Annotated in this window: 7 protein-coding genes; all 7 read right to left on the bottom strand. The window is 63.5% G+C overall.

The features are described 5' to 3' along the window. Nucleotides 1-359, bottom strand: a 359-nt coding sequence (locus tag ABSG20_RS30375; RefSeq protein ID WP_423868152.1) for a Gfo/Idh/MocA family protein, incomplete at its 3' end; no start/stop codon positions are given. 1 nt (nucleotide 360) lies between these two features. Further along, nucleotides 361-1,215, bottom strand: coding sequence for a class III extradiol dioxygenase subunit beta (locus ABSG20_RS30370; RefSeq protein ID WP_423868151.1), 855 nt, complete (start codon nucleotides 1,213-1,215; stop codon nucleotides 361-363). Then, nucleotides 1,215-1,604: a protocatechuate 4,5-dioxygenase subunit alpha gene (gene ligA / locus ABSG20_RS30365; RefSeq protein ID WP_423868150.1), complete on the bottom strand. Its 390-nt coding sequence runs from the start codon at nucleotides 1,602-1,604 to the stop codon at nucleotides 1,215-1,217. The genes ABSG20_RS30370 and ligA overlap by 1 nt, the downstream gene beginning before the upstream one ends. A 4-nt stretch (nucleotides 1,605-1,608) precedes the next feature. Further along, a complete protein-coding gene (locus ABSG20_RS30360) occupies nucleotides 1,609-2,514 on the bottom strand; it encodes an amidohydrolase family protein (protein ID WP_423868149.1) in 906 nt (301 codons plus the stop codon). 27 nt (nucleotides 2,515-2,541) lie between these two features. After that, nucleotides 2,542-3,474, bottom strand: a complete 933-nt coding sequence (locus ABSG20_RS30355) for a DUF1932 domain-containing protein (protein ID WP_423868148.1) — start codon at nucleotides 3,472-3,474, stop codon at nucleotides 2,542-2,544. Nucleotides 3,475-3,479: 5 nt separating this feature from the next. Continuing rightward, nucleotides 3,480-4,175 (bottom strand): 4-carboxy-4-hydroxy-2-oxoadipate aldolase/oxaloacetate decarboxylase, encoded by a 696-nt coding sequence (ligK, locus tag ABSG20_RS30350; RefSeq protein ID WP_423868147.1) that lies wholly within the window; start codon nucleotides 4,173-4,175, stop codon nucleotides 3,480-3,482. Nucleotide 4,176: 1 nt separating this feature from the next. Beyond that, on the bottom strand, nucleotides 4,177-4,633 hold a 457-nt coding region (locus ABSG20_RS30345; protein WP_423868146.1), incomplete at its 5' end, for an amidohydrolase family protein.

Raw genomic sequence — 4,633 nt, 5'->3', positions numbered from 1 at the left:
GCGACCAGCCCGGTCGCTTTCGCCAGATCGGCAACGGCCTGCGCATCGGCCCAGGAATCGGCCAGCGGAATCTCGACCTGGACATGCTTGCCGGCCTTCAGGCAGGCGATTGTTTGTGCCGCGTGCATCTGGGTCGGCGTGCACAGGATCACGGCGTCGACTTCCTTGCGCGCCAGGCTGTCGGCGAGGTCGGTTGCCGCGTGCGCGATTCCATATTTGGCAGCGATTTCCCGGGTCGGCTCGAGCCGGCGGCCGACCAGCGACACCACCTCGACGGCGTCGATGTTCTTGATGCCGTCCAGATGCTTGATGCCGAAGGCGCCGGCGCCGGCAAGCGCCACTTTGATGCTCTTGGTCACGTCAGTTGTTCTCCAAGATCAGATGGCCCACCGCGGTGTTGCTGGCGGGCACATGGTAGAAGCGATGCCGGACGGTAGGCGGCTTGCCGCCATTGACATCGCTCATGGCGCCACGGGCAATCAGCCACATCACCAGTTCGATGCCCTCGCTGCCGGCCTCGCGCACATAGTCGATATGCGGCATGGCGGCGAGCCCTTCGGGGTCGGCGATCAGGCGATCGAGGAAGGCTTTGTCGAACTCCTTGTTGATCAGCCCGGCGCGCGGCCCCTGCAGCTGGTGGCTCATGCCGCCGGTGCCCCAGATCTGAACATTGAGCGGCTCGTCGTAGGACTCCACGGCCTTGCGGATCGCCTTGCCGAGCATGTAGCAGCGCCGGCCCGAGGGCACCGGGTACTGCACGACATTGACCGCAAACGGGATCACCGGGCATGGCCACGCCTGCGGCTGGCCGCACATCAGGCTCAGCGGCACCGTGAGGCCGTGGTCGACGTCCATCTTGTTGACGATCGTCAGATCGAAATCGTCCTGGATCACCGACTGCGCAATATGCGCGGCGAGTTCCGGATGACCGATCACCTTCGGCACCGGACGTGGACCCCAGCCCTCGTCGGCCGGCGTGAACTCGGCGGCGGTGCCGATCGCAAAGGTCGGAATCATATCGAGGCTGAACGCGGTGGCATGGTCGTTGAAGACCAGGAAAATGACGTCCGGCGTGTGATCCCGTAACCACTGCTTGGAGAATTCGTAGCCCTGGAACACCGGCTGCCAGTATGGCTCGGCGGTCTTGCCGAGATCGAGCGCAGCCCCGATCGCCGGCACATGCGAGGTGTAGACGCTGGCCGAGATATGGGCCATTATTTCTTCTCCCCGACATAGCGGTTGCCTTCGACAGAGCGGCCGCCCTTGACCATCATGTCGCGATATTGTTCCTCGGTCATGCCGGTCATGCTGCCGGCCATCTGCTGAAAGCTCTTGCCGTCGGTGGCGCCGACCTTGGCGAGAAAGTAGATGTTGCCGCCGAGCTCGATGCAGCGATTGAGGTCGCGTGCCAGCACGGCCTTCTTCTGCTCCTCGCTCATCGGCCATTCGTCGAGATAGGCGCGTTCATTGGCCTTGAAGCGCGCGCGGTTTTCCACCTTCATCAGCGACATGCAGAACTGGTTCAGATGATAGCCCAGGCGCGACATGTCGGCGTCGAAGATCGTCGTGCCGGGAACGTCCATATAGGGTTTGTCAAGCGGCATCGGCTCAGCTCCAATATAGCTGCATGGGATTGTCGACCAGGAGTTTGCGCTGCAGTTCGGGCGTGGTCGCAATATGCGGAATGAAATCGACCAGCAGACCGTCGTCGGGCATGTGATTCCTGAGGTTCGGATGCGGCCAGTCGGTGCCCCAGAGCACGCGATCAGGAAACGTCTCGACGATGCGCTTGGCGAACGGTACGACATCGCGATAGGCGTTCTCTTCGCCATTTCGCGCCGGCGGGCCTGTGACCGACAGCCGCTCCGGGCAGCTGACCTTGGACCAGACGTTGTCGTGATCGCGCATGAATTTGACGAACAGCTCGAACTCGGGACCATCGACCGGCTTGCTGACGTCGGGCCGTCCCATATGGTCGACCACGATCGTGGCCGGCAGCGCAGTGAAGAAGTCCCACAATTCAGGCAGGTCGACCGCTTCGAAATAGATCACGACGTGCCAGCCCAGCTTCGCAATGCGCTCCGCGATCTCGATCAGTTCGTCCTTCGGCGTGAAGTCGACCAGGCGTTTGACAAAATTGAAGCGCACGCCGCGCACGCCGGCCTCGTGCATGGCGCGCAGCTCGGCATCACCGATGCTGCGCTTGACGGTTGCAACCCCGCGCGCCTTGCCGCCGGAATGGGTCAGCGCATCGACCATGGCGCGGTTGTCGGCGCCGTGGCAGGTCGCCTGCACAACCACGTTGCGCGCGAAGCCGAGATGGTCGCGCAGCGCGTAGAGCTCAAGTTTGGAAGCGTCGCAGGGCGTGTATTTGCGCTCCGGCGCAAAAGGAAACTCCGCCCCCGGGCCGAACACATGACAATGCGCGTCCACCGCGCCCTCCGGGACCTTGAAGCGGGGTCTTGTGGGGCCGGCATACCAGTCCAGCCAGCCCGGGGTCTTTTCGAATTGCATTCGCCTCTCTCTTCGTTCTTTCAGATCTTAGTCTCTGGGTTCAGGTGGCTTGAGCTGGGCCAGGATCCGGTCGGCCTCGGTGCGCCAGTCGGCACTGCGCGCAAACTCATTGGTGCCCTTTTCGCCGAACAGGCCCTCGTCGGCGAGGTCGGCGACCCAGGCCTGGCGCTCGGCGGTGCCCTGCGCCGACCATGGCGTCAACCCGATCTCGCGCACGGTCTCGGCCACCTCGCGTACTTCTTCACTGCGTCGCCGGCCATGTTCGATGACGCGCTGGAAAAAATAGGCGCCCTGCTTTTCCCAGTTGATGCCGGGAAAGGTCTCCTTGAGCGACGCCAGCACTTCGTCCTCGACGCCATAGGCCCGGGCGGTGGTGAAACATTCGATCACACTCGCCTCCATGCCCTTGATCATGACGCTGCGGCACATCTTGACCGCGGAGGCGACGCCGAGCTGTTCGCTGGCGACCTTGGCGTTGAAGCCGAGTTCGACTAGCAGCGGCGCAAGCTCCCGGGCGCCGCGGCCGCCCAGCAGCAAGGGCACCTTGATGCGATACGGCGGAATCGATGTCATGACCGCGCCTTCGACATACCGTCCGCCGGCACCGTCGATCAGGACCGCGGCGCGCCGTTTTGCGCCCGGCGAAGCCGAGTTGAAGTCAAGGAACCATGCTCGCTCTTTTACCGCCGGCGCACAGGCCTGGGCCACCGGCACAGCCTGGCTCGCGGTGACGGCGGAAACGATGAAGTCGGCCCGACCAGCGAGATCGGCATGTGAAGCAGCCAGTCCGACGCCGAATGCCGCCGCATGATTCTGCAATGGCCCGGCCTGATCGCCTGCGAGTTTGATGTCGTAGGCGCTGACCCTGACGTCCTGCTTGCGCAGGTCCTCGGCGAGGATGCGACCTACCTCGCCATAGCCTACGAGGCCGACATGCCAAAGGTTGGATGCAAGGGACATGGCGATCAATCGATATATCTGAGGCCGGCCTTGGCCAGCGGCTCGCGCATCTTGTACATGTCAAGGCCCAGCACGCCATCCGCCAGCTTGGCGCGTTTCTCGGCTTCGTTCGCCTCGCGCTCCTCCGCCGCATCCGCCACCTGTTGGGCGAGGCGCGCCGGCACCACGACCACGCCGTCGTCGTCGGCAATCACCACGTCACCGGGATTGACCAGCGCACCCGCGCAGACCACCGGGATATTGACCGAGCCGAGCGTTGCCTTCACGGTGCCCTTGGCGCTGATCGCCTTGGAAAACACCGGGAACTGCATTTCGGTCAGGTCCTTGACGTCGCGTACGCCACCGTCGATGACGAGGCCGACCGCACCTCGGGCGCGAAAACTCGTTGCCAAGAGATCGCCAAAGAAGCCGTCGGTATTCTCCGCGGTGCAGGCCGCGACCACGAGGTCGCCCGGCTGCAACTGCTCGGCCGCCACATGCATCATCCAGTTGTCGCCCGGCTGCAGCAGCACCGTGACCGCGGTTCCGCAGGCCTGTGCGCTGGGATAGATCGGCCGCATGTAGGGCTGCATCAGGCCGACGCGGCCCATGGCTTCGTGGATGGTGGCGACGCCGAACCGCGACAGTTTTTCGACCGCCGCCTTGTCGGCGCGAACGATGTTGCGCTTGACGACGCCGAGGTCGTTCATCGAGCTGGCCATGTCACTTGCCTTTCGCTTTCAGCGCGGCATCGAGCCGCGGGAACACGCGCCGCGCATTGCCCTCATAAATTTTTTGCTTGTCTTGCGCTGGGATCGCCAACGCCTCGATGTAGCGTTTGGTATCGTCGTACGGGAAGCCGGTCTCGGGGTCGATTCCGCGCACCGCGCCGATCATCTCGCTGGCGAACAAAATGTTATCGACCGGGATCACCTTGGTCAAAAGATCGATGCCCGGCTGGTGATAGACGCAGGTGTCGAAGAAGATGTTGTGCAGCAGATGCTCTGACAGCAGCGGCTTCTTCAGCTCCTGCGCCAGCCCGCGGAAGCGCCCCCAGTGATAGGGCACCGCGCCGCCGCCATGCGGGATGATGAATTTCAGGGTCGGAAAATCCTTGAACAGGTCCGAGGTGAGGAACTGCATGAAGGCGGTGGTGTCGCCGTTGATGTAGTGCGCGCCG

Origin of the sequence: Bradyrhizobium sp. (assembly GCF_049512235.1) — a bacterium.
Lineage (GTDB): Bacteria > Pseudomonadota > Alphaproteobacteria > Rhizobiales > Xanthobacteraceae > Bradyrhizobium.
This window is presented reverse-complemented; position numbering and strand designations above follow the sequence as displayed.

Bases quoted from the DNA above. Each gene is read 5' to 3' on its own strand.
- ABSG20_RS30370 (WP_423868151.1), bottom strand. From the start codon at position 1,215: ATGGCCCATATCTCGGCCAGCGTCTACACCTCGCATGTGCCGGCGATC.
- ligA (WP_423868150.1), bottom strand. From the start codon at position 1,604: ATGCCGCTTGACAAACCCTATATGGACGTTCCCGGCACGACGATCTTC.
- ABSG20_RS30360 (WP_423868149.1), bottom strand. From the start codon at position 2,514: ATGCAATTCGAAAAGACCCCGGGCTGGCTGGACTGGTATGCCGGCCCC.
- ABSG20_RS30355 (WP_423868148.1), bottom strand. From the start codon at position 3,474: ATGTCCCTTGCATCCAACCTTTGGCATGTCGGCCTCGTAGGCTATGGC.
- ligK (WP_423868147.1), bottom strand. From the start codon at position 4,175: ATGGCCAGCTCGATGAACGACCTCGGCGTCGTCAAGCGCAACATCGTT.